The organism is Amycolatopsis sp. (genome assembly GCF_036008905.1).
GTDB lineage: Bacteria > Actinomycetota > Actinomycetes > Mycobacteriales > Pseudonocardiaceae > Amycolatopsis.
In genome coordinates, this window is record NZ_DASYMU010000064.1 from 1 (window position 1) to 25907 (window position 25907).

The 25907-nt window shown below is 67.0% G+C and carries 26 protein-coding genes and 1 pseudogene; 14 read left to right on the forward strand and 13 right to left on the reverse strand.

Going from position 1 to position 25907, the window contains the following annotated elements:
- From VGP60_RS12360 to VGP60_RS12375, 4 genes and pseudogenes are all read right to left on the reverse strand, one after another.
- A pseudogene (locus VGP60_RS12360) lies at positions 1-867 on the reverse strand (hypothetical protein); the annotation flags it as partial.
- A 5-nt stretch (positions 868-872) separates the two neighbouring features.
- Positions 873-1442 carry a DUF3558 domain-containing protein gene (locus tag VGP60_RS12365; protein WP_327548094.1) on the reverse strand — a complete coding sequence of 190 codons (570 nt, stop codon included), beginning with the start codon at positions 1440-1442 and terminating at the stop codon, positions 873-875.
- A gap of 55 nt (positions 1443-1497) precedes the next feature.
- On the reverse strand, positions 1498-1986 hold the full coding sequence (locus VGP60_RS12370) for a hypothetical protein (RefSeq protein WP_327548095.1): 489 nt from the start codon (positions 1984-1986) through the stop codon (positions 1498-1500).
- A 71-nt stretch (positions 1987-2057) separates the two neighbouring features.
- The gene (locus VGP60_RS12375) at positions 2058-2810 is read right to left on the reverse strand and encodes an ESX secretion-associated protein EspG (protein ID WP_327548096.1); all 753 of its coding nucleotides are present in this window, start codon (positions 2808-2810) and stop codon (positions 2058-2060) included.
- Between the two features lie 150 nt (positions 2811-2960).
- Between VGP60_RS12375 and VGP60_RS12380 the strand changes: the two genes are divergently transcribed.
- A complete protein-coding gene (locus VGP60_RS12380; protein ID WP_327548097.1) occupies positions 2961-3203 on the forward strand; it encodes a hypothetical protein in 243 nt (80 codons plus the stop codon).
- On the opposite strand, the gene iolD is transcribed toward VGP60_RS12380, so the two are convergent.
- Genes iolD through VGP60_RS12420 form a run of 8 tightly spaced genes read right to left on the reverse strand, consistent with a single transcriptional unit; the run spans position 3200 to position 11552 of the window.
- Entirely contained in the window at positions 3200-5035 is a 1836-nt protein-coding gene (iolD, locus tag VGP60_RS12385; protein ID WP_327548098.1) for a 3D-(3,5/4)-trihydroxycyclohexane-1,2-dione acylhydrolase (decyclizing), read from the reverse strand. The two genes, VGP60_RS12380 and iolD, sit on opposite strands and share 4 nt — an antisense overlap.
- Positions 5032-5919 carry a 5-deoxy-glucuronate isomerase gene (iolB, locus tag VGP60_RS12390; protein WP_327548099.1) on the reverse strand — a complete coding sequence of 296 codons (888 nt, stop codon included), beginning with the start codon at positions 5917-5919 and terminating at the stop codon, positions 5032-5034. The genes iolD and iolB overlap by 4 nt, the downstream gene beginning before the upstream one ends.
- Positions 5916-6806 carry a Cgl0159 family (beta/alpha)8-fold protein gene (locus tag VGP60_RS12395; protein ID WP_327548152.1) on the reverse strand — a complete coding sequence of 297 codons (891 nt, stop codon included), beginning with the start codon at positions 6804-6806 and terminating at the stop codon, positions 5916-5918. The genes iolB and VGP60_RS12395 overlap by 4 nt, the downstream gene beginning before the upstream one ends.
- 2 nt (positions 6807-6808) lie before the next feature.
- Positions 6809-7738, reverse strand: coding sequence for a 5-dehydro-2-deoxygluconokinase (iolC, locus tag VGP60_RS12400; RefSeq protein ID WP_327548100.1), 930 nt, complete (start codon positions 7736-7738; stop codon positions 6809-6811).
- On the reverse strand, positions 7735-8550 hold the full coding sequence (locus VGP60_RS12405) for an ATP-binding cassette domain-containing protein (RefSeq protein ID WP_327548101.1): 816 nt from the start codon (positions 8548-8550) through the stop codon (positions 7735-7737). The genes iolC and VGP60_RS12405 overlap by 4 nt, the downstream gene beginning before the upstream one ends.
- Entirely contained in the window at positions 8547-9590 is a 1044-nt protein-coding gene (locus VGP60_RS12410) for an ABC transporter permease (RefSeq protein WP_327548102.1), read from the reverse strand. Before VGP60_RS12410 ends, VGP60_RS12405 begins: the two co-directional genes overlap by 4 nt.
- The gene (locus VGP60_RS12415) at positions 9587-10606 is read right to left on the reverse strand and encodes a sugar ABC transporter substrate-binding protein (RefSeq protein ID WP_327548103.1); all 1020 of its coding nucleotides are present in this window, start codon (positions 10604-10606) and stop codon (positions 9587-9589) included. Before VGP60_RS12415 ends, VGP60_RS12410 begins: the two co-directional genes overlap by 4 nt.
- Before the next feature lie 43 nt (positions 10607-10649).
- Complete coding sequence (locus VGP60_RS12420; protein WP_327548104.1) at positions 10650-11552, reverse strand: sugar phosphate isomerase/epimerase; 903 nt, start codon at positions 11550-11552, stop codon at positions 10650-10652.
- 130 nt (positions 11553-11682) lie between these two features.
- On the opposite strand from VGP60_RS12420, the gene VGP60_RS12425 reads away from it, so the two are divergent.
- From VGP60_RS12425 to VGP60_RS12470, 10 genes are all read left to right on the forward strand, one after another.
- A complete protein-coding gene (locus VGP60_RS12425; RefSeq protein ID WP_327548105.1) occupies positions 11683-12681 on the forward strand; it encodes a LacI family DNA-binding transcriptional regulator in 999 nt (332 codons plus the stop codon).
- Between the two features lie 31 nt (positions 12682-12712).
- Positions 12713-14206: a CoA-acylating methylmalonate-semialdehyde dehydrogenase gene (locus VGP60_RS12430; RefSeq protein ID WP_327548106.1), complete on the forward strand. Its 1494-nt coding sequence runs from the start codon at positions 12713-12715 to the stop codon at positions 14204-14206.
- 22 nt (positions 14207-14228) lie between these two features.
- Complete coding sequence (locus VGP60_RS12435; protein WP_327548107.1) at positions 14229-15230, forward strand: Gfo/Idh/MocA family protein; 1002 nt, start codon at positions 14229-14231, stop codon at positions 15228-15230.
- A 136-nt stretch (positions 15231-15366) separates the two neighbouring features.
- The gene (locus VGP60_RS12440; protein ID WP_327548108.1) at positions 15367-15711 is read left to right on the forward strand and encodes a metalloregulator ArsR/SmtB family transcription factor; all 345 of its coding nucleotides are present in this window, start codon (positions 15367-15369) and stop codon (positions 15709-15711) included.
- The gene (locus tag VGP60_RS12445) at positions 15708-16187 is read left to right on the forward strand and encodes an SRPBCC family protein (RefSeq protein ID WP_327548109.1); all 480 of its coding nucleotides are present in this window, start codon (positions 15708-15710) and stop codon (positions 16185-16187) included. The genes VGP60_RS12440 and VGP60_RS12445 overlap by 4 nt, the downstream gene beginning before the upstream one ends.
- An 89-nt stretch (positions 16188-16276) precedes the next feature.
- On the forward strand, positions 16277-16759 hold the full coding sequence (locus VGP60_RS12450; protein ID WP_327548110.1) for a GNAT family N-acetyltransferase: 483 nt from the start codon (positions 16277-16279) through the stop codon (positions 16757-16759).
- A gap of 58 nt (positions 16760-16817) precedes the next feature.
- Positions 16818-17210, forward strand: a complete 393-nt coding sequence (locus VGP60_RS12455) for a GntR family transcriptional regulator (RefSeq protein WP_327548111.1) — start codon at positions 16818-16820, stop codon at positions 17208-17210.
- Entirely contained in the window at positions 17207-18100 is an 894-nt protein-coding gene (locus VGP60_RS12460) for an ABC transporter ATP-binding protein (RefSeq protein ID WP_327548112.1), read from the forward strand. The genes VGP60_RS12455 and VGP60_RS12460 overlap by 4 nt, the downstream gene beginning before the upstream one ends.
- Positions 18101-18127: 27 nt before the next feature.
- Positions 18128-18928, forward strand: a complete 801-nt coding sequence (locus VGP60_RS12465) for an ABC transporter permease subunit (RefSeq protein ID WP_327548113.1) — start codon at positions 18128-18130, stop codon at positions 18926-18928.
- A gap of 15 nt (positions 18929-18943) precedes the next feature.
- Complete coding sequence (locus VGP60_RS12470) at positions 18944-19807, forward strand: ABC transporter permease (RefSeq protein ID WP_327548114.1); 864 nt, start codon at positions 18944-18946, stop codon at positions 19805-19807.
- 28 nt (positions 19808-19835) lie between these two features.
- Here VGP60_RS12470 and asnB read toward each other — a convergent pair whose 3' ends face one another.
- Positions 19836-21692: an asparagine synthase (glutamine-hydrolyzing) gene (gene asnB, locus VGP60_RS12475; protein WP_327548115.1), complete on the reverse strand. Its 1857-nt coding sequence runs from the start codon at positions 21690-21692 to the stop codon at positions 19836-19838.
- Between the two features lie 358 nt (positions 21693-22050).
- On the opposite strand from asnB, the gene kdpF reads away from it, so the two are divergent.
- From kdpF to kdpB, 3 genes are read left to right on the forward strand one after another with little or no spacing between them, the layout of a single operon-like run.
- On the forward strand, positions 22051-22152 hold the full coding sequence (gene kdpF, locus VGP60_RS12480) for a K(+)-transporting ATPase subunit F (RefSeq protein WP_327548116.1): 102 nt from the start codon (positions 22051-22053) through the stop codon (positions 22150-22152).
- The gene (kdpA, locus tag VGP60_RS12485; protein ID WP_327548117.1) at positions 22153-23814 is read left to right on the forward strand and encodes a potassium-transporting ATPase subunit KdpA; all 1662 of its coding nucleotides are present in this window, start codon (positions 22153-22155) and stop codon (positions 23812-23814) included. It begins immediately after the preceding gene.
- Positions 23811-25904 carry a potassium-transporting ATPase subunit KdpB gene (gene kdpB, locus VGP60_RS12490; protein ID WP_327548118.1) on the forward strand — a complete coding sequence of 698 codons (2094 nt, stop codon included), beginning with the start codon at positions 23811-23813 and terminating at the stop codon, positions 25902-25904. The genes kdpA and kdpB overlap by 4 nt, the downstream gene beginning before the upstream one ends.
- The last annotated feature ends 3 nt before the right edge of the window (positions 25905-25907 follow it).

Genomic DNA, 25907 nt, shown 5'->3' on the forward strand with positions numbered 1-25907 from the left:
CGCCGGACCTCCACCGGGTCCGCCTACTGATCCACCGCCAGGGAAAGACCCTGTTCCGCCCGGTCCTGACGGTGGTGGGGTGAACCCGGAGACCTTGGTCCGCTCATCGCTCCCCTGGCTTCCGCCCAGTTCAGGAGGCGGTGCGAAGGACGGCTGAGTGGTGGCCGTCGCGTGGTAGGTCGTGTCCAGCCCGTGCATGACCCGCGCGGCCTCTTCGTGTGCCTGTTGCGCTTGCGCTTGCTTCTGCGCGATCTCCTGCTGTGCCAACAGCCCGCCGACGAGACCGGCGGGGGTGCCACTTTGCAGCTGCTGCCGAGCCTTGTCCATCTCCGCGGCTTGGTCGAAGTTGGTTGGCGGCGGCATCGCGTTCTTGGCGTGACCAGCCGCAGCGGCCTGCTGTGAGTAGCGGTTTGCCGCCAGCCACGACGCCTGACCCGCACTGTCGGCCCAAGACGCAGTGCTGTTCACGAAACCATGTGCCTGCTCAGCTGCTGGGCCTTGCCAGCTGGCACTCTCTGCGGCAGCCGCTGTTTCGGCCTGCGCACGCACACTTTTGAGCCATTCTCCCATGGAGTTGATAACCTCACCGCGCGCGTCGATGCTGCTCGCATCCAGGTCGACGTTCACCATGTTGAAAAGGGCTTGGTGGGTATGGGCGAGGTATTCGGCGTCTGGATCGGGCGCGTCGCTGCGCAGCTCTTGCCCCTGTTTGAGCCTTTGCTCTTCTGCTACGGAGTACGCACCGGCCTGCTCCTCAGCTAGTTGCTGAGACTGTGGGAGCCAGCCGTCGTCGGCACCCGCGGCCTTCGCGCCTTGCTCGACCTGGCTATAGACCTTGGCCTCATAATCCCGGTGATCGTCGACCATAGCTCTCAGTTCCCCTTAGGTAGCTGTGGCTCAACCTTCTTGGCGATGCTGTAGACGAACGCGCAAGCTTCCTCTGTGGTACCCGTAGTGAGAGTGACGCCAACGATCGCTCGTGAAGTTTTCGTTACCTCCAGTGCGATATCGCAGTTTCCGCGTGAACCAATGCCGTCGCGGACCTGTATGGATCGACGGTCATTTACTTCGCCGGGGAACTGCTTGCTCTTAGCGGCGTTGAGATCGTCTATTCCTAGATTGGGGTGAAGGTCGAGCGACATGGTGCCAAAACCAGATTTTAACGTATCGCAACCGTTGTCTCCGCCCGCCCTGTCGATGACTGCAGCCGGAAACCCTTGGCCCTCGAGTGCTTTGTCCAGGACATTGCATGCCTTGAGTGAGCCGAAGACGTCGGCAGGCGCGCTGCCCGGCGTTGTCGAAGTTGCGCTTGAGGAAGCTGAATCGCTGGGCATTGCCACACCGCCGCGCTCGTTGGTGCATCCGGCTCCTGCGAACAGAGTGAGGATTGCGAGGAGCGTCAGCATGCGTCGTTGACCAAGAAACGAGTTCATTGCCTTCATTCAGAGTTGATCTTTTGAGAAAGCGTATTTCAGAGTTGGGGTAGAGCTGTCCACTTCATCCTGGAAGGATCTTCTTGAAGACTTTGTCGTGCTCTGCTTCTGTCTCGCGGTAGTTCTTCCGAGCGATTTCAAAGGCTTCTTTGAGTCGCTCGTAGCCGTCTTTCATGAGATCGAGGTTTGGGATCAGCGAGTGCCTGTCGCCATTGGCTACTGTGATGTTGTGGTCGGCAACTTTGTACGCGTACGGACTGGAACCCAGTTTTGCCCGCTCGGTCAGTCTCATGAGCTCACGTTGTCTCGATGAGTACCCATCCAAGAACATGTCGCAAAGCTTGATGTACTCGGTCATGCCTGCTTCGTTGATGGCGAAGCCGCCGTCACTGGCGAGCGCTTTGAGATCGTGGGCTCCCTTGTTGAACGCCATGACCTGGCTCGTATCCGTAACGTCTGTCTCGAAGACGCCACCCAGGAACTTGGCGGTGGCATCACCGGCGGCCGGTGGTGTGCCTTGTTGTTCTGCCAGCGACTTCTCGTCGAAACCCATCTCTCACCCCTCCACCGTGTGTGGTCGCATCGTCACCATAGTAAGACTTGCCGTCCGTGTCTGGGGTTCCGTCATGAACGGTCCTCCTGGGCGATGGCGATCTGCTCGTGCAGCCAGCGGCGGATGTGCGAGCCGTCCGAAGGGACGAAGGTCACGCGCTTTTGGCCGTTGGGCAGGGGGGCGGTGAAGACCACATAGCGCCCGCCTTCGGTGTCGACGAACTGGGCGATGCCGGCGGGGGCGAGGCGGCCGCCGCGGTCGCGGATGGAGAGTTCGAAGCTGCCGAAGCGTTCGACCGGCCAGGAGGCGAAGGCGCGCATGGCGCGCATGTCGGTGGGTTGTTCGCGGAACGCCAGGGGGCTGTCGGGGTCGTCACGCGCGGCGGGGGTGCCGGTGGTGATGGAGACGTCGCGAAGGGGCACCGGGGCCAGTGGCGGGAGTTGGGCGACGACTTCGCCGACGAGCCTGTCCGCTTTCATGACAGCGAACTCGATTTGGTCGCCGATGAGCTCCGAGAGGACGCCGACGCCGTTCGCGGCCGCGGCGCGGTAGAGGACTAGGCGTTGGCCGACGACCTGGTCCGCGCGCACCACGACCAACAGGTCCGGGCGGGTCCAGGCGTGCATGGCTTGTTCGGTTTCGGCGTCCAGGCGGTCGGGGCCGGCGAGGCCCGTGGACCGGAGTTTCTCCCAGACTCGGTCGACGTGACGCTTGCGTTCGTCGATGGTGGCACCGATATGAGGGACGTCGAACGGCTGCCAGTGTCGCGGCAGGTCCAGCCGCTCCACCACCACGTCGACGGCCGACAGCTCTAACGAAAACACCGTTTTCCCCTCGCGCGGCTACCCAGCTGAACCACCCGGCAACTTACTGTACCGACCCTCGCGGTCACATTCCGATAAAGTCCAGGTCCGACCGGCAACACATGATCCACGCCGAGCGACCAACCTGGCAACCTGGGAGAGGAGTCGCGAATGCCCGAATCGACACTGGTCTCGATCGCGGCCGCCCTCGCCACGGGCGCGCCCAACGAGCTGTATGACCTGGTCAAACGTGAGTTCTCGCGGTCCGACGCCAAAGCGGAGGCGTTGCGGGCGGCGCGGGGTGCCGGGGATCACTCTTTGGAGGTGTCCCGCTTGGCGACCATGCTGGAGGTCGCCGAGCAGGACAATCCGCATTTCGCGAAGGCGCTCCGCGGTAAATGGCACCAGCTCTAGGCCTTCAAGTAGCGCACCTGTGTCGGCTTCACGCGGTCGTACTCGGCGCGCCCTGAGGCGTGCTCGGCGACGCCGACCTCCCACCAGGCGCCCGCTTCGGTCCACGCGTCCGGTTGGGTGCTGACGACCACCACCGCCGGTCGACGCTCGGCCAGGGCGGCTTCGCGGGCTTTGGCGTAGGCACCGCGGACGTCGTCGAGGCTCGTCGCGGTGAAGGCCAGACAGCCCAGTGATTCCGCGTGTGCGGCGAAGTCGACGCGGGGCGGTTGGGCGTGTTCGGTGCGGCAGTCGGCGTAGAAGTTGTTGAACGGTTTGCCGCCCTGGCCCTGTTGAAGCCGCGCGATGACGGCGTAGCCGCGGTTGTCGCAGACCACTGCGACGAACGGGTGCCCGGCGAACGCCGCCGAGAACAGCTCGGAGTTCAGCATCAGGTACGAGCCGTCGCCGAGCATCGTCGTGACCAGGCCCTCGGTGTGCGCCATCGCCGCGCCCCACGCGCCCGCGAGTTCGTAGCCCATGCAGGAGAAGCCGTATTCGACGTCCATCGTGCCTGGTCCGGTCCCGCGCCAGCCGCCGATCAGCTCACCGGGCATGCCGCCGGACGCCGTCATCACGTAGTCACGGGGTTCGGACAGGTCGTTGACCACGCCGACGACCTGCGCGTACGTCGGCACCTCGGTGGCCGTGCGGAGGGAGTCGATGTGCGCGTCCCAGCGCGCCCGTTCGGTGGCGGCGCGGGATGTCCAGCCGGCGTCGACGCGCCAGCTTTCCAGCTGGGCGGCCAGATCGGTGAGTCCGGCGTCGGCGTCGCCCACTACGGCGAGGGCACCGTGTTTGACGGCGTCGAACCTGGCGGCGTTCAGGGTGACCAGGCGGACATCCGGTGAGAAGACCGTCCAGGACGCGGTGGTGAAGTCCTGGAGCCGCGTGCCGACGGCCAGGACGACGTCCGCGTCGGTTGCGAGCACGTTGGCCGACGTCGAGCCGGTGACGCCGAGAGGGCCCGCGTGCAGGGCGTGGTCATGGGGGACCAGGGTGCGGCCCGCCGTGGTTTCGGTGATGGGGATGCCGTGGCGTTCGGCGAACTCGATGGCCGTCTTGCCCGCGCCGGAGTAGCGGACACCGCCGCCGAGGACCAGCAGCGGACGTCGTGAGGCGCGCAGGGCCGCAGCGGCCTCCGTCAGCGCTCGGCGGTCGGGGCGGGAGCGCAGCAGGCGGTGGGTCACCGGTTCGAAGAGCGCTTCGGGGAAGTCGTAGGTCTCGACCTGGACGTCTTGCGGCAGGGCGAGTGTCACCGGGCCGCATTCGGCGGGGTCGGTGAGGATGCGCGCGACCTGCGGCAGGGTGGCGATCAGTTGCTCCGGCCGGGTGATGCGGTCGAAGTAGCGGCTCACCGCGCGGAAGGCGTCGTTCACGGTCGCGGTGGGGTCGTTGAAGTGCTCGACCTGTTGCAGCACCGGGTCCGGTGCGCGGCTGGTGAAGGTGTCGCCGGGCAGGAGCAGCACCGGCAGGCGGTTGGCGTGCGCGACCCCGGCCGCGGTGACCATGTTCAGCGCGCCCGGGCCGATCGACGACGTGACCACGCCGACCTGACGCCGGTGCGTGGCCTTCGCGTAGCCGACGGCGGCGAGTGCCATGCCTTGTTCGGTGTGACCGCGCCAAACCGGGAACTCGTCGCGGTGCTCTTCCAGCGCGGTGCCCATGCCGAGCACGTTGCCGTGGCCGAAGATGGCGAAAACCCCGGGGAACAAAGGAACTTCCCGGCCGTCGAGGGTTTCCGAGCGCTGGGCGAGGAGCCAGCGCACCAAGGCCTGTGCCGTTGTCAGCTTCATACTCGTCCCTCCGCGTTCGTGACCGGGCAACGCTCGTCGGTCGGCAGGTCTTTCCAGGTTTCACGGATCCAGCCGTGTGCGGGGTCGTCGCAGAACGCCATCGAGCGTTCCTCGGCCGGCCCGGCGAGGACGTTCAGGTAGTACATCGGATAGCCGGGGGCCGCGACGCAGGGGCCGTGATATCCGCGCGGGATAAGGAAAACATCGCCGTCCCGCACCGCGACGTCCTCGTCCAAGTCACCGTCTGCCGTGTATGTCCGATGTAGACCGAATCCTTCGCGTGACGGCGTCACGCCGTCGCGTCCGGCGATCCTGAAGTAGTAGACCTCTTCGTTGACGACCTCGCATTCGCTCACCTCGTCGTGCTTGTGCGGCGGATACGAAGACCAGTTGCCGCCCGGGGTGATCAGCTCGCACGCGTTGAGCTTGTCCGCGTGGTCCCACGCGCCCGGCGTGCCGAAGTTCGTCACCTGCCGGGTCGCCTGACCGGCGCCGCGGACTTCGACCGGCACGTTTTCGGCGGGCCCGTAACGGGGTTCCAGCCGACGCGTGCAGCGGGCCATCGGCAGCGCGACTTCGATGCCCTCCACAGTGGACAGTTCGACCTCGGCGTCACGTGGTACATAGGCGAAGTCGGTGACGCGGGTGAACACGGCGTCGCGGCCGGTCAGTTCGAAGACGAGCCCGTCGACGCGAACCGTGCACGAACCGGCCAGCGGCAGCACGAAAGCCTCGAACTGGCCGGTGTGGATCACGCGCGAGGAGCCCGCTGCGAGGGTGAGTACGCGCAGGCCGGTGTAGTTCCAGCCCGCCGAATCCGGGCTCAGGCGTACCGGGTCTTCGCCGTCGGACAGCGTCCCCGCGGGGCGGTGCAGCTTGCTCATTTCGCCGCCTCCAGTACCTTCGCCGCCGCTTCCACGGCCGTCCCGACGTCGCCGTCCGGCGGATACAACAGGGTCCGGCCGACGACCAGCCCACGGACGGCGTCATGCCGCAGGGTCCGGCCCCAGGACGCGAGGTCCGCGGCCGGATCGTTCGACGGGACACCGCCCAGGACGACCATCGGCAACGTCGAGGCGTCCAGCACCGCGTTGTCCTCCGGCGCGGGCAGTTTGAGCCAGGTGTACGCCGAGGTGACTCCCAGGCCGGAGGCCACGGTGACGGCTCGGGCCAGTGAAACGGCGTCCTTCTGCAGGATGAGTTTTCCCGTTTCGTCGCGGCGGTACGGCAGCGGTTCGACCATCGCGATGACCTTGTGCGCGGCCAGCTCCGAGACGGCTCGCGCGCAGGATTCGAGCGTCGGGATCGTGCCGGGATCCGAGTCGACCAGCCGGAGCAGCATCTTCCCGCCGTCCAGCCCGAAGTCCACAATGGACTGGGCATCGTAGCCGGTGAACCGGTCGTCGATCTCCCAGTCCGCCCCGGCGAGCCCGCCGCGGTTCATCGAACCGATCACGACCTTGTCGTCCAACGCGCCCAGCAACAACAGCTCTTCGACGACGTCCGGAGTGCCGAGAAGTCCGTCGACAGCCGGGTTCTGCAACGCGACGAGCAGTCGTTCCAGCAACGACCGCCGGTCCGCCATGGCCATCGGGTCCGCCCCGACGCCCAGCGCGCCACGGGCCGGGTGGTCCGCGGCAACCAGGAACAGCGTGCCCTTCTCGGACAGCAAACGCTTGCGCCGCAGCCGTTCGTCGTAGGCCCGCTTGACCGCGCCCGGATCGCTCGCCCGGACTCGCAGCAGTTCGCGCCAGCGCTCGTCGGTCAGCAAAGTCAAAGTAACTCCTCGATTTCACCGGCGGTGGGCATCGCGTCGGCACAGGCCAGCCGCGAAGCCACCAGCGCGCCGGCGGCGTTGGCGTAATGCGCGATGCGCACGGGATCCCAGCCGGAGAGCAGGCCGTGGATGAGCGCGCCGCCGAAACCGTCACCCGCGCCGAGGCCGCAGACGACCTCGATGCGTTGCGGCGGAACGGTCCACGATCCCTCGGACGTCGCGACCAGCACGCCCTCGGCACCCTTTTTGATGACAGCGAGCTTGACTCCGCGGGCCAGCATGCGGCGGGCGGCTTCGTCCGGGTCGGCCGTGCCGACGGCGACTTCGGCTTCGGTCCGGTTGCCGACGGCGACCGTGACGTGGTCGAGCATCCAGCCGATCTCGGCGCGCGCGGACTCCACGTCCGGCCAGAACATCGGGCGATAGTCCAGGTCCAGCACGGTGTGTTCGCGCCCGGCACGGCGTTCCAGGATCTTGCGCTGGGTGCCTCGCGCGGGATCCGTGGACACACCCGTGCCGGTGACCCACAGCAGCGGCACCGATTCGACCACGTCCCAAGGCACATCGGCCTCGGTCAGCGTCAGGTCCGGCGCGATGGGGGAGCGGTAGAACAGCAGCGGCGGGTCCGCGGGCGGGTCGAGCGCGCAGAACACCACCGGGGTTTGCAGATTCTGCGCGGTACCCACATGTTCCGCCGAGACGCCGAATTCTCGCAGCGCGTCGCGGACGTAGTCACCGAAACCGTCCGGGCCGACCTTGGTGAGCACGGAGGTCCGCCGCCCGAGCCGCGCGGCGGCGACCGCGACGTTGGTCGCGGTGCCACCGAGCGACTTGGCGAACGTGCTGACCTTCGCGAGCGGAACCCCGCTCTGCTCCGGGTAGAGATCGACCCCGACCCGGCCGATGGTGAGCGCGTCCAACGTCATGAAGGTGTCTCCACGGCTCGCAGTTCGTGCTCCAGCGCCTCGAGTTCCACGCCACCGGCCATCTGCCGGGTGAGTTCGTTGATGTCGATCTCCGACTTCTCGTAGCTCCCGAGCGCTACCCCGCGCTTGAGCAGCAGGAACCGCGTCGCCACCGGGTACGCGTGGTGCGGGTTGTGCGTGATCAGCACGACGCCGAGCCCGCGGGCCGCCGCCTGGGCGACGTACTTGAGCACGACACCGGCCTGCTTGACGCCGAGCGCGGCCGTCGGCTCGTCCAGGATCAGCACTTTGGCGCCGAAGTGGACCGCCCGCGCGATCGCCACGCACTGCCGCTCGCCACCGGAGAGCGTGCCGACCGGCTGTTCGACGTCCCGGAGGTCGATGCCCATGTCGGACAACGCCTTCTTGGTCGTCTCCCGGCCGGTTTTGCGGTCCAGCACCTGGATCGGTCCGAACCGCTTGCGTGGTTCGGACCCCAGGAAGAAGTTCCGCCAGACGCTCATCAGCGGTACGACGGCGAGATCCTGGTACACCGTAGCGATTCCGCGGTCCAGTGCCTCGCGTGGCGAGGTGAACTTGACCGGCTCACCTTCCACTTTGAACTCCCCGGTGTCGTGCTGATGCACGCCCGCCAAGATCTTGATCAAAGTGGACTTCCCCGCGCCGTTGTCACCGAGCACGCAGGTGACCTCACCGGCATTGACCACAGTGGACACATCGCGCAGCGCGATGACACTGCCATAGGTTTTGCCTACGCCGTTTACCTCGATAAGCGGGCTACCTGTTTTTTGTGTTTCTTCTTCCAACGTCATCGTCGCACCCTTTCTGCCTTGCGGCGGAAGGCGTTGTTCACCAGCACGGCGGCGAGCAGCATCACGCCGAGGAACAGCATGAACCAGTCGCTGTCCCAGCGGGCGAACACGATGCCCTGCCGGGCCATGCCGAAGATCAGCGCGCCGATCGCCGCGCCGACCGCGGAGCCGAAGCCGCCGGTCAGCAGGCAACCGCCGATGACCGCGGCGATGATGTACTGGAACTCCAGCCCGATGCCCTGGTTCGCCTGCACACTGGCGAACCGCAGGATGTTGATCGAGCCGACCAGCCAGCCCGCGAACGCCGTGGTCATGAACAGCAGGATCTTGGTCTTCATCACCGGGACACCGACCGCGCGGGAGCTGACGGCCGAGCCGCCGACGGCGAAGATCCAGTTGCCGAAGCGGGTGCGGAGCAGGACGAACGCACCCACCGCGGCGGCCGCGATCCACCACAGGATGGAGACCTGGAACGCGGTGCCGCCGATGTCCACTGTGGACGCGAAGAGCGAGCCCGCCGAGCTGTAGCCGTCGGTGCTGCGCATTCCCGACACCTGCACGGTGCCGGTGACGAGCTTCGTCACGCCGAGGTTGAGGCCCTGCAACGCGAGGAACGTGCCGAGGGTGACGATGAAGCTCGGCAACCCGGTCTTCATCACCAGCCAGCCGTTGAACCCGCCGACGGCCAGCGCGAACACCAGCGAGACCAGCAGCGCCAGCCAGACGTTCCAGCCGAGTTTCGTCGCGAAGATCGCCGTGACCAGTGCTGTCGACGCCGTCATCACGCCGGCGGAGAGGTCGAACTCCCCGCCGATCATCAGCAGGGCGACCGCGACGGCCATGATCCCGAGCGTCGACGCGTCGTCGAGCCAGGTCGCGGCGCCGCTGGCGCTGAGGAACTGGTCCGTGGTCACCGAGAAGAACACGAAGACCACGATCGCGCCGATCAGGGCACCGATCTCGGGCCGGACGACCAGCCTGGTGAGGATTCCGGGTGTGGCAATGCGCTCGTCGAGCGCGGGGGGTGCTGCCACCGTCATCGGGTACCCCGTCCGACGTATTCGCCGATCTTGTCCACATTGGTCTTGTCGACGAAGTCCGGGCCGGTGAGGACTGGCTTGCCGGCCCCGATCACGTTGGCGTTGTCGCGGTACAGCTTGAGGAACACGACCGGCAGGTAGCCCTGCTCGTACTGCTGCTGGTCGACGGCGAACAGCACCTCACCGGACTTGATCGCGGAGACGACGTCGGAGTTGAGGTCGAAGGTGCCGACCTGTGCCTTGGAGCTGGCGGCCTTGATACCGCTGACCGCGCGGGCCGCGACCTGCGAGTTCAGCGCGAGGACGGCGTCGATCGACGGGTCGCTCTGCACGGCGCCCTTGATCCGCGACTCGGTGTCGGTCGGATTGCTGATGTCGACTTGCAGCGTCTGGACGTTGGCGCCGAAACCGGTCTTGGCGCCGTCGCAGCGCTGCGTCTGGCCGATGTTGCCGGCCTCGTGGATGACACAGAGAAGCTTGGTCTTGCCGAGCTCCTTGAACTTGCGCCCCGCGTTCTCGCCCGCGATGCTCTCGCTCTGGCCGACGTGGGTCAGCGCGCCGAACGCGGCGCTCTGTGAGTCGCCGGAGTTGATGGTGATGACCGGGATCCCGGCGGCGACGGCCTTTTCGATGGACGGCTTGAGCGCCTCGGGATTGGCCATCGAGATGACCAGGCCGCCGACCTTCTGCGCGACGGCGTTGTCGATCAGCTTGGCCTGGTTGCCGGGGTCGCCGTCCGAGTTGTACTCGACCTTGACGCCCATCTGCTTGCCGGCGGCCTCGGCGCCGTTCTTGACGACGTTCCAGAACGCGTCACCGGCGCTGCCGTGGGTCACGACGGCAACGGTCAGATCACCCGACGCGGCCGGCTGGTTGCCCGCGGGCGCGGCGTCGGGGGCGTTGTCGGCGGCCGGGCCGGTGCACGCCGACAGCAGCAGCGCGCCGGCCGCGACCGTGGCGCCCAGCCAGGCCCGGCGCTTCTTGAGTTGAGTCTTGGCGGATCGGTAAGACGTCATCGTCTTCTCCTCGTTCACGGGCGGGTGGTAGTCGTACCAGAAGTTAGCGGGCGGTCAGGCCGGCGATGATGGCGTCGAGGTGGGCGAGGCTCCGGGCGGCGTCCTTCTTGGGGAGGTCCGACGGACTGTCCGCGCCGAGCGCCGTGTCCTGTTCGAGGACGTACCACCCGTTGTAGCCAGCTTCGTGTACGAACTTCACCAGAGCTTCGATGTCGACGTCTCCCTCACCGAGCGGGACGTACAGCCCTTTGCCGACAGCCTCCGCGTAGGGCAGCTTGCCAGCGTGGACCGCTTCGGCAAGCTCACTGCGCACATCTTTGAGGTGAAGGTGACCAATGCGATCCGGGTGGCGCTTCGCGAGCTCGACCGGGTCGGTGCCGCCGATCAGCAGGTGGCCGGTGTCGAGGCAGAGCGGGAGGTCGGACCCGGCGAGGAAGCGCTCGACCTCGGCTTCGGCCTCGACATGCGTGCCGACGTGCGGATGAAGCACCGCGCGCAGGCCATGCTTCGCGGCGATGTCGCGGATCAGGCCCGCGGTCTCGAACAGCTCCTGCCACTCGGCGTCGCTCAGACTGGGATGTTCGTCGTAACCGTCGAGGCCGGTCGCGGCGGCGAGCACGAGGACGTCGGCGCCACACGCGGCGAACAGCGCGGCGGAGTCTTCGGCGGCGGCGAGCGCCAGGTCACGATCGCGGTGCAGCTCGATGGCGAGGAACCCGCCGACCAGGCTGAGCCCGTGGCCGGAGAGCAGGGCGCGCAACTCGGCAGGGTCACGCGGGAGGTATCCGGGCGGCCCGAGCTCGGTGGCGCTCAGGCCCAGCTCCGCCATCTCGCCGAGCACGGTCGGCGCGTCGAGTTCGCGGCCCCAGCCGGGAACTTCGCACACCCCCCAGGAGATGGGCGCGGCGGCGAGGCGGACTCCGGCTGAAGGGGACGACGCTGTCATCAGTGGCTTCTCCGTGTTCGGGGGCCGTTGGAGCGCTCTATTGATTAGAGCGCTCTAATCTTGTAACGTCCGTCACAGCAAAGTCAAGGGTCGAAATCAGTCACGGGGCAGACGCACAGGGGAGACGGCAGTGGTGCGACCGACCATGGAGGACGTGGCCGCGAAGGCGGGGGTTTCGCGTGCGCTGGTCTCGCTGGTCATGCGTAATTCGCCGAAGGTCAGCGACCAGCGGCGGACGGCGGTGCTGGAAGCGGCACGGGAACTGGGCTACGAGCCGCATGTGATGGCGCGAGCGCTGGCCAGTCGTACCTCGACGGTTCTCGGTGTGATGGTTTCCGACCTGCGTAACGCTTTCTTCGCCGAAGTCGTCGAGGGGTTGGACGCGGCCGCGCAGGCCGCCGGGTTCGATCTCATCCTCAACACCGGTGGGCGGAGCCCCAGCCGGGAGCGCGCCGCGTTGCGCAGTCTCTTGTCGTTCCGGCCCGCGGGAGTCGTGCTGCTGTCGCCCGTGGTGCCCGCGTCCGCGATCGAGGACGCGGCTCGGCAGTGCCCGATCGTGCTGGTCTCAAGGACTTCGCGGGCGTCCACTGTGGACACGGTGAACGACGACGGTGAGGCCGGTGCGGCTCTTGCCGTAGACCATTTGGTGGAGCTGGGACACCGCCGGATCGCGCATCTCGACGGCGGTGGCGCGGCGACGTCGGCGGCCCGGCGCAAGGGCTACCAGCAGGCGATGCGCGGGCACGGGCTGGAGCCGCTGGTCGTGCGCAGTGAGCACACCGACCATGCCGGGGAGAAGGCCGTCCACGAGCTGCTGGGTTCGTACGACAGGGCCGGTTTGCCGACGGCTTTGCTGGCCGGTAACGACTTCAACGCGGTCGGCGCGATCTCCGCGTTGGAAGAAGCCGGACTGCGAGTGCCCGAGGACGTCTCGGTCGTCGGCTACGACAACACGTCCTTGGCCGCGCTGCGGCACCTTTCGCTCACCACGGTGGACCAGCCGCGTACCGAGATGGGACGGCTGGCCATCGAGGCGCTGCTGGAACGCGTGCGCGGCGAACGCACCGAACCGGTCCGCCACCTGCTGCATCCGTCGTTGGTCGTGCGGTCGACGACGATCGCTGTATGAGTGGTCACGATCGCAACCACTAAGGAGAACAATGCCCGAACTCGTGCAGCACTGGATCGACGGTGCCCACACGCCCGGGGTGTCGAGCCGTCGCGGCGACATCTTCCAGCCCGCCACCGGCGCGGTCGCCCGTCAGGTGGCGCTGGCCGATCAGTCCGATGTGGACACCGCTGTCGCATCCGCGGTGAAGGCCTCGGCGGACTGGGCGGACAGCTCGTTGTCCACCAGGGCAAGGATCCTCTTCTCCTTCCGGCAGCTGGTGGACTCCCATCGTGACGAGCTCGCCGCGCTCATCACCGCGGAGCACGGCAAGGTGCTTTCCGACGCCGCCGGCGAGGTGCAGCGCGGGCTCGAGGTCGTCGAATTCGCCTGTGGTATCCCGCATCTGCTCAAGGGTGAGCACTCCGAGCAGGTGTCGCGTGGGGTCGACGCCTACTCGTTCCGGCAGCCGCTCGGCGTGGTCGCCGGGATCACGCCGTTCAACTTCCCGGTCATGGTGCCGATGTGGATGTTCCCGCTGGCGATCGCGTGCGGGAACACGTTCATCCTCAAGCCTTCCGACCGCGACCCCTCGGCGTCGGTCCGGCTGGCTGAGCTGTTCTCGGAAGCCGGACTCCCGCCGGGCGTGCTCAACGTGGTGCAGGGCGACGCTTTCGCCGTCAACGCGCTGCTCGATCACCCCGACGTGGCCGCCGCGTCCTTCGTCGGTTCGACGCCGATCGCCAAGCATGTCTACGCCCGCGGAACCGCCGCGGGTAAGCGTGTCCAGGCACTGGGCGGCGCGAAGAACCACATGGTCGTCCTGCCCGACGCCGACCTCGCCGGCGCGGCGGACGCGGCTGTTTCCGCTGGTTACGGCAGCGCGGGCGAGCGGTGCATGGCGATCTCCGTGGTCGTCGCCGTCGGCGATGTCGCCGACGAGCTGGTGCCCGCCATCGCCGAGCGCACCCGCGAGCTGACGACCGGGCCGGGCACCGATGAGGCGTCCCAGATGGGCCCGGTGGTCACCGCCGCCGCACGCGACCGCGTGACGTCCCATGTGGACGCCGGAGTTTCGGCCGGTGCGACGCTGGTCGTCGACGGCCGGGGATACGCGCCTGAGGGGCACGGCGACGGTTTCTGGGTCGCGCCGACGCTGTTCGACCACGTCACGCCCGAGATGTCGGTCTACACGGACGAAATCTTCGGCCCGGTGCTCGTCGTCGTCCGCGTGGACACCTTCGAGGACGCGCTGAAACTGGTCAACACCAACCCGTACGGCAACGGCACCGCGATCTTCACCGCCGACGGCCTGGCCGCGCGGGAGTACCAGCGGCGCGTGACCGTCGGGATGGTCGGCATCAACGTGCCCATCCCGGTTCCGATGGCCTACTACTCCTTCGGTGGCTGGAAGGACTCGCTCTTCGGCGACACGCATGTCCACGGCGCCGAGGGCGTGCACTTCTACACCAGGGCGAAGGCGATCACCGCCCGCTGGCCGCGTCAGGCGCACGGCGTCGACCTCGGCTTTCCCACGCATGGCTGAACCACTCAGGAGGAGAACAACAATGAGGCTTGGACTCGCCGGTACCGGCCGGATCGGCACCTCGCACGCGGAGATCCTGAAGAACATCGACGCCGTCGATTCGGTCGTCGTCGCCGATGTGGACACCCGGCGGGCCAATGACACCGCCACGAAACTCGGCGTGGAGTTCGCCGAGAGCATCGACGCGCTGTTCTCGTCCGGGCTCGACGGCGTGATCATCACCGCGGCGACCGACGCGCATCCCGGCCTGATCATCAAGGCCGTCGACGCCGGGATCCCGGTCTTCTGCGAGAAGCCCGTCGCCGCCGATGTCGCCGGGACGCTCGCGGTGATCGACCACATCAAGAACTCGGAAGTGCCGGTGCAGATCGGTTTCCAGCGCCGGTTCGACGCGGGCTACGTCGCCGCGCGGGCCGCTGTCGCCTCCGGTGAGCTCGGCTGGATCCACACTTTGCGGGCCACCACGCTGGACCCGGCACCGCCGCCGGCCGAGTACGTCGCGCACTCCGGCGGGCTGTTCCGGGACTGCGGGGTGCACGATTTCGACATCGTCCGCTGGGTCAGCGGCCGCGAGATCGTCGACGTCTACGCACTCGGCGCGAACCGCGGCGAGCAGTTCTTCGCCGACGCGGGTGACGTCGACACCGCCGCGGCGACGCTGACCCTCGACGACGGCACCTTCGCGCTCGTCTCGCTCACCCGCTACAACGCGGCCGGGTACGACGTGCGGCTGGAAGTGCTGGGATCAAAGGACGACATCGTCGTCGGACTGGACGACCGGGCACCGCTGCGGTCGGTCGAACCCGGCGTGCCGCCGTTGGCCGGGCCCGCGTACCCGGGGTTCATGGAACGGTTCCGGCCCGCCTATGTGAGTGAGCTGGAGACGTTCGTGCAGGTCGTCGCCGGCAAGACCGAGGTTCCGTGCGGGGTCGCCGACGCGCTGGAGGCGTTCTACATCGCCGAGGCGTGCGAGATCTCGCGCCGCGAGCGTCGCCCGATCGCCCTGGCCGACGTCCGCCGCTAGCCGTCCGTTTCGCCATCTGTCGACAGATGGCGAAAGAGGCCGCCATCTGTCGACAGATGGCGGCTTTTCGGGGTTGACAGCGGGCGAAGTGCGCGCGAGTATTCAACCCATCAGTTGCTAAACCAGAAGGTTGAAGATGTCGGAAGATCAGCTGAGCAGCACGTTCGCCGCGTTGGCGGACCCGATCCGGCGGGCCATCCTGACCCGGCTCGCCGCGGGGGAGGCGACGGTCAACGAGCTGGCCGAGCCGTTCCCGGTCAGCGTGCAGGCGATCTCGAAACATCTCAAAGTGCTCGAACGTGCCGGACTGATCACCCGGGGCCGTGACGCGCAGAGGCGGCCTTGCCGGATCCGCGTGGCACCGCTGGAGTCGTCGGCCGACTGGCTCGAGGACTACCGGCAGCTCGTGGAGAACCGGCTCGACCGGTTCGAGGAACACCTTCAGAAGATCCAACGCGAACAGAAAGAGGAAGAATCATGAGCGCCAACAAACTCGTTGTCACCGCTGAAGAAGGCACGCAAGAGGTCGTGTGCACGCGGATCCTCGACGCCCCGCGTGACCTGGTGTTCAAGGTGTACACCGATCCGGAGCAGATGCAGAACTGGTGGGGCCCCCGCGACGGCAAGACGGTCGTGGAGAACATGGACGTCAAGCCCGGTGGTGTGTGGCGGGTCCTCAACTTCGACGCCGACGGCAACGAGTTCGCGTTCAAGGGGGTCTACCACGAGGTCAGGTCGCCGGAGCGGCTCGTGCACACCTTCGAATTCGAGGGCATGGCGGGACACGTCCTGCTGGAGACCGTGGTTTTCGAAGACCTCGGCGACGGCCGGACGAAGCTGATCGACTCGTCGGTCTTCCAGTCCGTCGCAGACCGCGACGGCATGGTCCAGTCGGGCATGGAGGTGGGCGCGCGCGAGAGCTTCGACCGGCTCGAGGAGCTTCTCGCGAAGTCCTGAGTGCAGCGTCTTCTTGGCCGGCCCTTCGAAGGTGGAAGGGCCGGTCAAACTCGTTTGACGACGTCTGAAGCGCCGGTCAAGCTCAGTGGATGATCTCTGTTCGCTTGATCGAGCTCGACGAAGCTCAGTTGGCGCGCCTGCTGGAAGCGGCCGTCGCCGACGCCGATCCGCTGGAGGTCATGCCGCCCGTCGACGGGCCTGACGGGTGGAACGACCGGCGCAGGCAGGCGTTCCTCGAATTCCATCGCGGCCGCTCCATCGGCACGGACCACCCCGTCGAGACGACGTATGTCATCGAGGTCGATGACCAGGTGATCGGGGCGGCCCGGCTTGAATCGACCGGCGACGACGTCGAAGCCGGTGTCTGGATAGGACGGTCGTGGCGCGGCCGTGGCGCCGGTCGGCTTGTCGCCGCCGAACTCCTTGCCATGGCAAGGAAAACCGGTGCCGCCCGGTTCATCGCCTCGACGACCGCGGGCAACTCCGCGGCCCGGAAACCGCTCGGTGGTATCGGCGCCGGCTTGACCACCGACGGCGACGACGTCGAGGCGGCTCTCGAACTCAAGGCTTGACAACGGACCCGATCATCCAACACCCTTTCACTAGTTGATTAGTGAAAGGGTGTTTCCGGTGATCGATTTCCACCTCGACCGGGGGTCGGGGGTTTCGACATACCTGCAGCTCGTGCATCAGGTCAAGCACGCGCTGCGGCTCGGGTTGCTCGAACCCGGCGAACGGCTGCCGACGGCCAAAGAAGTCGTCGGCAAACTGGCCATCAATCCCAACACGGTGCTGAAGGCGTACCGCGAACTCGAGCGTGAGGGCCTGGTGGCGGGGAAGCCCGGGCTGGGCACGTTCGTGCAGCGCTCGCTGGGCGGCGCTTCCTTCGTCGACCACACGCGACTCCGCAAGAGCCTCAGCGGCTGGATCCGCGACGGCCGGGAGGCGGGTCTGGACCAGGAGGACCTGGAGGCGTTGTTCGCCTCGGTACTGATGGACACGTTTCGAGAGGAAACCGCGTGACTGACCTCCCCATTCTCGAAGCGACCGGACTGGGTAAGCGCTATCGGCGTTCGTGGGCACTGCGAGACTGCTCGCTGTCGGTCCCGAGTGGCCGGGTGATCGCGCTGGTCGGTCCCAATGGCGCCGGTAAGACGACGCTCCTGCATCTGGCGGTCGGCCTGCTCAGTCCCGATCAGGGCACGGTCAGCGTCCTCGGGCAAGCCGCGGGCAGCGGTGAAGCGCTGGCACGTATCGCGTTCATGGCACAGGACAAACCGCTGTACGAGTCCTTCACCGTCGAAGAGATGCTGACCTTCGGACGGCGGATGAACCCCAAGTGGGACAACGACTTCGCGCTGCGCCGTCTCGCCTCGCTCGACATCCCGCTCAAGCGCAAGGCAGGCAAACTGTCCGGCGGCCAGCAGGCGCAGGTCGCGCTGACCGTGGCCCTCGCGAAGCGGCCGGACCTCCTGGTGCTCGACGAACCGATGGCCAACCTCGACCCGCTCGCCCGGCACGACGTCATGCGCGGGCTCATGGAAGCGGTGGCGGACACCGGCATGACCGTCCTGTTGTCGTCGCATGTGGTGTCCGACCTGGAAAACACCTGTGACTGGCTCATCGTGCTCAACGGCGGCCGCGTGCAGGTCAGCGGTGATCTCGACGAACTGCTCGCCGAACACCGTGTCCTTTCCGGACCCGTCGAAGGCGCGGACGCGCTCGCGGCAAGGGTTTCGGTAGTCGAGGAAAACCGGTCCGAGCGCCAGGCGACCTTGTTCGCCCGCACCGGGCCGATCCCCTTAAGTCCACAGTGGACTGACCGGCCGGTGAGCCTGGAAGAGCTCGTCCTCGCGTATCTGCGCAAGCCCGACGCCGCCGCCTTGCCGCGCCCGGCGCTGGCCGTCAGTTGAGCGGTCACAACCACTAAGGAGAAACCCGTGTATTGGCTTACTTGGCGGCAGCATCGCACGCAGGTCCTGACCACGCTCGTTTTCTTGGTCGTCCTCGGCGTTGCGCTGCTCGTGCACGGTCTGTCGGCGGACGGCCTGACCGGTGCCGCGCTGAACGAACGGTTCGTCCCGGTCTACGAAATCGTGAGCTGGTTGCCGGTGCTTCCCGTGCTGTTCGGCGCTTTCTGGGGCGCACCCGTGCTGGCGCGGGAATTCGAACGTGGGACACACAAAGTCATGTGGACCCAGTCGGTGACCCGGTGGCAGTGGCTCGCGGTGAAACTGGGCGGGCTGGGCTTGGTTGTCGCACTCGCCGGACTCGCTTTCGGGCTCATGGTCAAGGCGTGGCTCAACGCGTTCGGGGACAGCGATCTGGCCTCGCCTTTCGGTAACGGCGGGCTCTTCGCCATCTCGGGTATCGCCCCGGCTGCCTGGTGGCTCTTCGGATTCATGCTCGGGGCCGCCGCCGGTGCGATAACCCGGCGGACACTGCCGGCGATCGCCGTCGCCATCGCCGTGTTCGCGCTGGCACTGTTCGGTGTCTTCCAACTCCGGGGAAGCTATGGTACGCCCCAGGATTTCGATCCGGGCTCGGTCAGCGAAGCGGAGATGCGATCGACTCTTTCGGACGCGATCTCCGTTGGCAGCACCGAGCCGGCCGCGGTCATCCAGATCATTCCCGGCTCGCACTACTGGCAGTTCCAATGGACCGAGGCGGCTCTCCTGTTCGCCGTCGCGCTACTGCTCGGAGGGGTCGCCGTGTTCGGCGCGCTCCACCGACGCGTCTGAATGGGGGGATTTTCCTTGCTGTGGCTTACTTGGCGCCAGTACCGCACCCAGGCACTGGTGACCGGCGCGCTGCTCGTCGTCCTCGGCGTGGTGCTGCTGGTCAACGCTCTCGGAGCGGACGACCACGCGGCGTCCGACCGGTTCGGCAGTATGTACACCTTCGTGAGTTCGCTGATCCTCGTGCCCGCGCTCGTGGGGGTTTTCTGGGGCGCGCCCTTGCTGGCGAAGGAGTTCGAGCGGGGCACGCACAAACTCATGTGGACCCAGTCGGTTTCGCGGGGACGGTGGCTGGCGGTGAAGCTCGGCGGCGTCGGCCTGGCGGTGGCGTTGGGCGGGCTGGTGTTCGGCCTGATGATCGAAGCGTGGCTACGGACTTTCCCTGGGAAGTCACGACCGCTCGACGACATGGCGTTGTTCAGCCTGGTGGGGGTCGTTTCGGTGGCGTGGTGGCTGTTCGCGTTCGTGCTGGGTGCCGCGGCCGGGGCGGTGGTGCGTAAGACACTTCCGGCCATCGGCGTCACGATCGCCGTGTCGGTGGCGGTGCTGGTCGGGCTGGTTCTCCTCCGGCCGTACTACGTGGCACCGGAACGCGTTGAACTGACGGGAAACCTGCCGGTCCTGCAAACCGCGCAGATCACGAAGACGCTCTTGATCGCGCCCGACGGCAGGGAGTACGACCTGCTCCGGCCGCCCGCGGAGTGTCCGTCCGGACCGGACCAGGGGAAATGCTTCGACGCCGCCGGGTACCGGAACTTCGTCGAGTTCCAGCCGTACGACCGGTTCTGGCGATTCCAGTGGACCGAGGCGGGGCTCCTGTTCTCCGGAACACTGCTGCTCGGCGCCGTCGCCGTGCGGACCGGGCTCCGTCGCCGCGCCTAGGGGTCGCGGCGACGGAGCGGCGGAACGGTCAGGCGAGCTGGATCTCGGGCGAGTAGATGTCGAACCAATGGTAGAGGTCCAGCACCCGGTCGAGGCCCTGCCGGGTGCCGCCGGGCATGGTCGCGGCGTCCTGTTCGACCGCGGCGTGCAGCCAGTCGCGGTCGACCAGGGTGAACACCGGGTTGTCCTGTTCGGCGAGGACCTCCTTGGCCTGCTGCTGCAACGCGGCCGCGTAGCCGGGGTCCTGTGTGGACGGATACGGGCTCTTGACCCGCTGTGCCACGGACTCCGGCAGCACGTGCTTGGTGGCGTGCCGCAGCAGGCTCTTTTCCCTGCCGTCGAACGTCTTCAGCGACCACGGCGTGTTGTAGACGTATTCGACGAGCCGGTGGTCGCAGAACGGCACGCGCACTTCGAGGCCGACGGCCATCGACGCGCGGTCCTTGCGGTCCAGCAGCATCCGGACGAACCGGGTCAGGTGCAGGTTGCAGAAGGTGCGCATCCGGCGTTCTTCTTCACTGGCCCCGTCGAGGTGCTCCACCCGGGAAACGGCGGTGGCGTACTGGTCCGCGGTGTAGGCGGCGAGGTCGAGCTTCGCGCTCACGTCGTCGCGCAGCACGCTCGTCCGGTCCCCGGTGAGCGAGTTGCGGAAGGCCAGCCAGGGGAACGTCGTGGTGTTCTTCGCGGTGTCATCGTGGAACCAGCGGTAACCGCCGAACACCTCGTCGGCCGATTCGCCCGACAGCGCCACGGTGGATTCGGCGCGGATCGCCTTGAACAGCAGGTAAAGCGAGGCGTCCATGTCGCCGAGCCCGGCGGGGATGTCCCGCGCGGTGATCACCGCGCGGCGGACCTCGGGGTCGGTCAGCTCGGCGGGGTTGAGCACGACGTCCTTGTGCGCGGAACCCACCAGGTCCGCCACATCGCGGATGAACGGCGAGTCCGCGGTGTCGCGCATCTCGTCGGGCTTGAAGTTCTCCTCCTGGCCGACGAAGTCGACCGAGAACGTCCGCAGCTGTTCGCCCTGTTCCTTCAGCCGCTTGGCCGCGAGTCCGGTGACAGCACTGGAATCCAGCCCGCCGGAGAGCAGCACACAGCGCGGGACGTCGGCGATCATCTGCCGGTCGACGATGTCGGTCATGAGCTCACGGACGCGGCCGACGGTCGTTTCCCGGTCGTCGGTGTGCGCAACGGCGTCGAGCTTCCAGTAGGTGCGGCCGCGGATGCCGTTCTTGTCGACCGTGACGATCGTGCCGGGCTCGACCTCGCGCATGCCCTTCCACAGCGACCAGCCCGGCGACTTGGTGAACGCCATCAGCTCGCGCAGCCCGTCGGTGTCGACCACCTTGCGTGCCAACGGGTTCGCGAGGATCGCCTTCGGTTCCGAGCCGAAGAGCACACCGTCGCGGGTCGGGTAGTAGTAGAACGGCTTGATGCCCATGCGGTCGCGGATCATCACGAGCTTGTCCGCGCGCTCGTCCCAGATCGCGAAGGCGTACATGCCGTTGAGGTGGTCGACGAGCTCGTCGCCCCACTCCAGGTAACCGTGCAGGACGACCTCGGTGTCACTGTCGGTTTCGAAGCGGTGGCCACGGCCGGCGAGTTCCTTGCGCAGCTCGGTGAAGTTGTAGGCCTCGCCGCTGTAGACCATGGCGACCTCGCCGCTGGGCGTTTTGACGCTCATGGGCTGCTTGCCGCCGGGCAGATCGATGATCGCGAGGCGCCGGTGGCCCAGCGCGACATGGCGCCGGACCCAGGTGCCGGAACCGTCGGGCCCCCGGCAGGCCATGGTCGCGGTCATCGCATCGACCGTCGGATTTCCCTGTCCTAGTCCGGATTGTGTCAGGTCGGATTCGTAGGAAACCCAGCCGGTGATCCCACACATGTGTGCCTCCCGAGCGTCGCGAAGAAAGTTGCGTAGCGACTGCAACTATCCGTAACACCTGTGTAACACAACCCTGAACATCTGTCTGTCCGAATTGCGCGCTCCGTCAGGAATCGAACGCTCAGTGTGACCTATTGCATCGGCCGTCAAGATTTCGTAAGTGGGGCCATTAGGGGCGTCAAGGACCCGTATGACGACGTCGATAACGCTCGTTAACGGGCGCACAGTTGCGCCGGTCGGGGTCATCACAAGGGGTGACCCGTCGAGAGAGGTGCACAGTGGCCGATTTGCTCTATGCCGTTCTGATGATCGGCGTATTCGTGGTCCTCGCGCTGACGCTGCGCGGTTTGGAGAAGCTGTGAACGGGACCGGTGTGGTGGCCAACGTCGTCGGTGGTGTGCTGGCGCTCGGCTTGATCGTCTACTTGTTCATCGCGTTGATCAGGCCGGAGAAATTCTAAATGTCCGATACCGCCGCCGGGCTCGTCCAGCTCGGCATCCTCCTCGTCGCGCTCGCCCTGGTTTACAAGCCGCTCGGCGACTACATGGCGCGCGTCTTCTCCAGTGAGAAGCACACGAAGGCCGAGCGAGGCCTTTACAAGCTTTTCCGGGTGAACCCCGACACCGAACAGCGCTGGCCGATGTACGCCACCGGCGTGCTCGCCTTCTCGCTCGTTTCGGTCCTCTTCCTTTATCTGCTGCAACGACTTCAGCCGATTCTGCCGTGGAACCTCGGCCGCGGCGCGGTCTCGCCGGCCGTCGCGTTCAACACCGCGGTCAGCTTCGTGTCCAACACGAACTGGCAGTCCTATGTCCCCGAGACGACCATGGGCCATTTCGTCCAGATGGCCGGCCTCACCGTACAGAACTTCCTCTCCGGGGCCGTCGGCATCGCCGTCGCGATCGCGCTGATCCGCGGGTTCATCCGGTCGAGGACCGATCGGCTCGGCAACTTCTGGGTCGACCTCACCCGGGGCACCGTGCGGATCCTGCTGCCGATGGCGTTCGTCTTCGCGATCGTCCTGATGGGCCTCGGCGTGATCCAGAGCCTCAAGGCGGGCGTGGCGGTCACGAATCCCGACGGCAGCCAGAGCACGATCGCATTGGCCCCGGTCGCGAGCCAGGAGTCGATCAAGGAACTCGGCAACAACGGTGGTGGCGTCCTCAACGCCAACTCGGCGCACCCGTTCGAGAACCCGAACTCGTGGACGAACCTGATCGAGATCTTCATGATGCTCGTCATCCCGGTGTCGCTCACCAGGACGTTCGGCAAGCTCGTCGGAAACGCCAAACAGGGCTACGTGCTGCTGTCGGTCATGGGCGCGCTGTGGGGCGCCATGCTGGCCGTCATCTGGATTTCGGAAGGCAAGGCGGGCGGCCCGGCCGCACTGCTGGCCGGCGCCAACATGGAGGGCAAGGAACAGCGGTTCGGGATTTCGGCGTCGTCGATCTTCTCCGACACCACCACCGGCACCTCGACCGGCGCCGTCAACGCCGCGCACGACAGCTATAGCGGGCTCGGCGGCGGTGGAACGCTGCTGAACATCCTCTTCGGCGAGATTTCGCCGGGCGGTGTCGGTGCCGGTATCTACGGCATCCTCGTGATGGCGATCATCGCGATGTTCCTCGCCGGGCTGATGGTCGGGCGCACCCCGGAGTACCTCGGCAAGAAGCTCGGCAAGCGGGAGGTCACCAGCGCGGCGATCTCGATGCTGGCCATGCCGACCCTGGTGCTGCTCGGTACCGGTGCCGCGCTGATGATTCCGGGCACGGCGGCGGCGCTCACCAACAGCGGGGCGCACGGCCTGTCCGAGGTGTTCTACGCCTACGCCTCGGGTTCCAACAACAACGGCAGCGCGTTCGGCGGGCTCACCGCCACCAGCAACTGGTTCCAGTCGACGCTCGGCGTGGCCATGCTGCTCGGCCGGTTCATCCCGATCATCGCCGTGCTCTGCCTCGCCGGTTCCCTCGCCGCGCAGAAGAAGGTGCCGGAGACGGCCGGAACGCTGCCCACCACCGGGCCGCTGTTCGGCACGATGCTCGTCGGCACCGTCGTCCTCGTCGCGGCTCTCACCTTTATTCCGGCGCTCGCGCTCGGCCCGATCGCGGAGGCACTCGCGTGACCATCACCCAAGAACGAAGCCCACTGGAAGAACAACAGCACCACGCCGAAAACGCCGGCCGGGTCGGCGCGGGGGTATTCAACCCGCGGCAGCTCTGGACGTCACTGCCCGACGCGTTGCGCAAGTTCAGCCCCCGCCACCAGCTGGCCAACCCGGTCATGTTCGTGGTGTGGGTCGGCTCGGCGCTGGTGACCGTGTTCGCGATCATCAACCCGAGTGTGTTCACCATCCTGATCGCGGTGTGGCTGTGGCTCACCGTGTTGTTCGCCAACCTGGCCGAAGCCGTCGCCGAAGGGCGGGGCAAGGCGCAGGCGGAGTCGTTGCGCCGCAGCAAGAAGGAGACCGTCGCCCGGCGGCTCACCGAGGACGGCTCCGAAGAAAGCGTGCCGGGCGTCGAGCTCCGGATCGGCGATCTGGTGGTCGTCGAAGCCGGGCAGATCATCCCCGGTGACGGTGACGTCGTCGAGGGCATCGCGACGGTCGACGAGTCGGCCATCACCGGCGAGTCGGCTCCGGTCATCCGCGAATCCGGTGGCGACCGCAGCGCGGTCACCGGCGGTACCACGGTGCTGTCGGACCGGGTGGTCGTCAAGATCACCACGAAGCCCGGTGAGTCCTTTGTGGACCGCATGATCGCGTTGGTGGAAGGCGCATCGCGGCAGAAGACCCCCAACGAGATCGCGCTGACGATCCTGCTGGCGACCCTGACGATCATCTTCGTGCTCGCCGTGGTCGCGCTGCAGCCGATGGCCGCCTACTCCGGCAAGGAACAGTCGGTCGTCGTGCTCACGGCGTTGCTCGTCTGCCTCATCCCGACGACGATCGGCGCGCTGCTCTCGGCCATCGGCATCGCCGGGATGGACCGGCTCGTGCAGCGCAACGTGCTCGCGACCTCGGGCCGCGCGGTGGAAGCCGCCGGTGACGTCTCGACGCTGCTGCTGGACAAGACCGGCACGATCACCTTCGGCAACCGCAAGGCGACCGAGCTGATCCCCGTCGGTTCGGCCGCGCCGGAGGAACTCGCCCGCGCGGCAAGGCTTTCCAGCCTCGCCGACGGCACGCCGGAAGGCCGCAGCATCATCGAGCTCATCGCGCGCGACTACGGCCTGCCCGCCGAAGCGAGCGATGACGAGCGGACCGCGGAGTTCGTCCCGTTCACCGCGCAGACGCGCATGAGCGGGATCGACATCGGCGAGCGCCAGGTCCGCAAGGGTGCCACCAGTTCGGTGCGCGCCTGGGTGCGGGAACGCGGCGGCGACGTCCCGGACGAGACCGAGCGGGTCGTCGACGAGATCAGCCAGCAGGGCGGGACCCCGCTGGTGGTCGCGGAACTCAGCGGTGGCAGGGCTTTCGTGCGCGGCGTGATCCGGCTGTCGGACGTCGTCAAGCCCGGGATGCGCGAGCGGTTCGTGGAGCTGCGTTCGATGGGCATCAAGACGATCATGATCACCGGCGACAACCCGCTGACCGCCAAGGCCATCGCCGAGGACGCGGGCGTCGACGACTACCTCGCCGAGGCCAAGCCCGAAGACAAGATGGCGCTGATCCGCAAGGAGCAGGAGGGCGGGCGGCTGGTCGCGATGACCGGTGACGGCACGAACGACGCGCCCGCGCTGGCGCAGTCGGACGTCGGCGTCGCGATGAACACCGGGACGTCGGCGGCGAAGGAAGCCGGCAACATGGTGGACCTCGACTCCAACCCGACGAAGCTGATCGAGATCGTGGAGATCGGCAAGCAGTTGCTGATCACCCGCGGCGCGCTGACGACGTTCAGCGTCGCCAACGACCTCGCGAAGTACTTCGCGATCCTGCCCGCGATGTTCGTGGCCATCTATCCGCAGCTCGGCGGCCTCAACATCATGGGGCTGCACTCGCCGAACACCGCGATCCTCTCCGCGGTCATCTTCAACGCGCTCGTCATCGTCGCGCTGATCCCGCTGGCGCTGCGGGGTGTCCGGTACCGGCCGTCGTCGGCTTCGTCGCTGCTGCGGCGGAACCTGCTGATCTACGGGCTCGGCGGCATCCTGGTCCCGTTCGCCGGGATCTGGCTCGTCGACCTTCTCGTCCGTCTCATTCCGGGAATCGGGTAATCG